Genomic DNA, 890 nt, shown 5'->3' with positions numbered 1-890 from the left:
AGCCTATCTTCTACGACAATCCCAAAAATACGTGCGGCAAAAGATCGCCGAAGATGAGCCTGTATTTCTTTTACTTGACGACACGATTGCCAAGAAAACCAAGCCTTCGTCACGGGCAACCCATCCAACTGAAAGCTGCGGTTATCATTTCTTGCACACCGATGGGAAAAGTGTTTGGGGGCATCAAGTTGTGCAACTGATGCTAAAATCAGGGCAACATGCGTATCCTTATGATTTTAGATTATTTGATAAAGAAATAACCGACAGTAAAATTCAACTTTCATTAGACATGATGAACCAACTGCCACAATTCAAACAGCCAACGTATTTATTATGTGATAGTTGGTATACGTCGCGCACGATCATTGAAGCTGCGCTCTCAAAAGGCACACATGTCATCGGCGCACTCAAAACGAACCGTATTTTGTATCCACAAGGTATCCGAATTCAAGCCAAACAATTCGCAATGCATATCCAAAAAGAGGACACTGATCTCGTGACGATTGGTGGAGAAACGTATCGCGTGTATCGTTATGAAGGTGCCTTGAATGATATTGAAAACGGTGTCGTACTTCTGTGTTGGCCTCAGGCAGCATCGATGGAGCCAAAGAATATGCGCTGTTTTTTGAGTACAGATACAGAGCTGACAACGGAACAAATTCTTACGTATTATAGCCATCGTTGGTCGATCGAAACGTACTTTAAACAAGTGAAAGGACGCCTCGGTTTCAACGGGGCGCAAATCCGCAGTGCACAAGCGATTCAACGTTACTGGATTCTTGTACAGTTTGCGTATCTATTTCTTGGTTATTTGTACGACACACCTTTTACCTTTGCCATACATATTGCCAGAACAAAAAAATTCGAGAGCATTATAGAGTTCGTCTACG

At 42.7% G+C, this 890-nt stretch carries 1 protein-coding gene; it reads left to right on the top strand.

Annotated features, from left to right (window positions below; translation table 11 throughout):
* Positions 1-31: 31 nt before the first annotated feature.
* Positions 32-890 (top strand): IS701 family transposase (locus tag JFL43_RS22130; RefSeq protein ID WP_325166731.1); only part of this gene is annotated, 859 nt, incomplete at its 3' end.

It is taken from the genome of Viridibacillus soli, assembly GCF_016612995.1.
Taxonomy (GTDB): domain Bacteria; phylum Bacillota; class Bacilli; order Bacillales_A; family Planococcaceae; genus Viridibacillus; species Viridibacillus soli.
The sequence above is the reverse complement of the archived record's forward strand: the minus strand, read 5'-3'. Positions and strand labels throughout refer to the sequence as shown.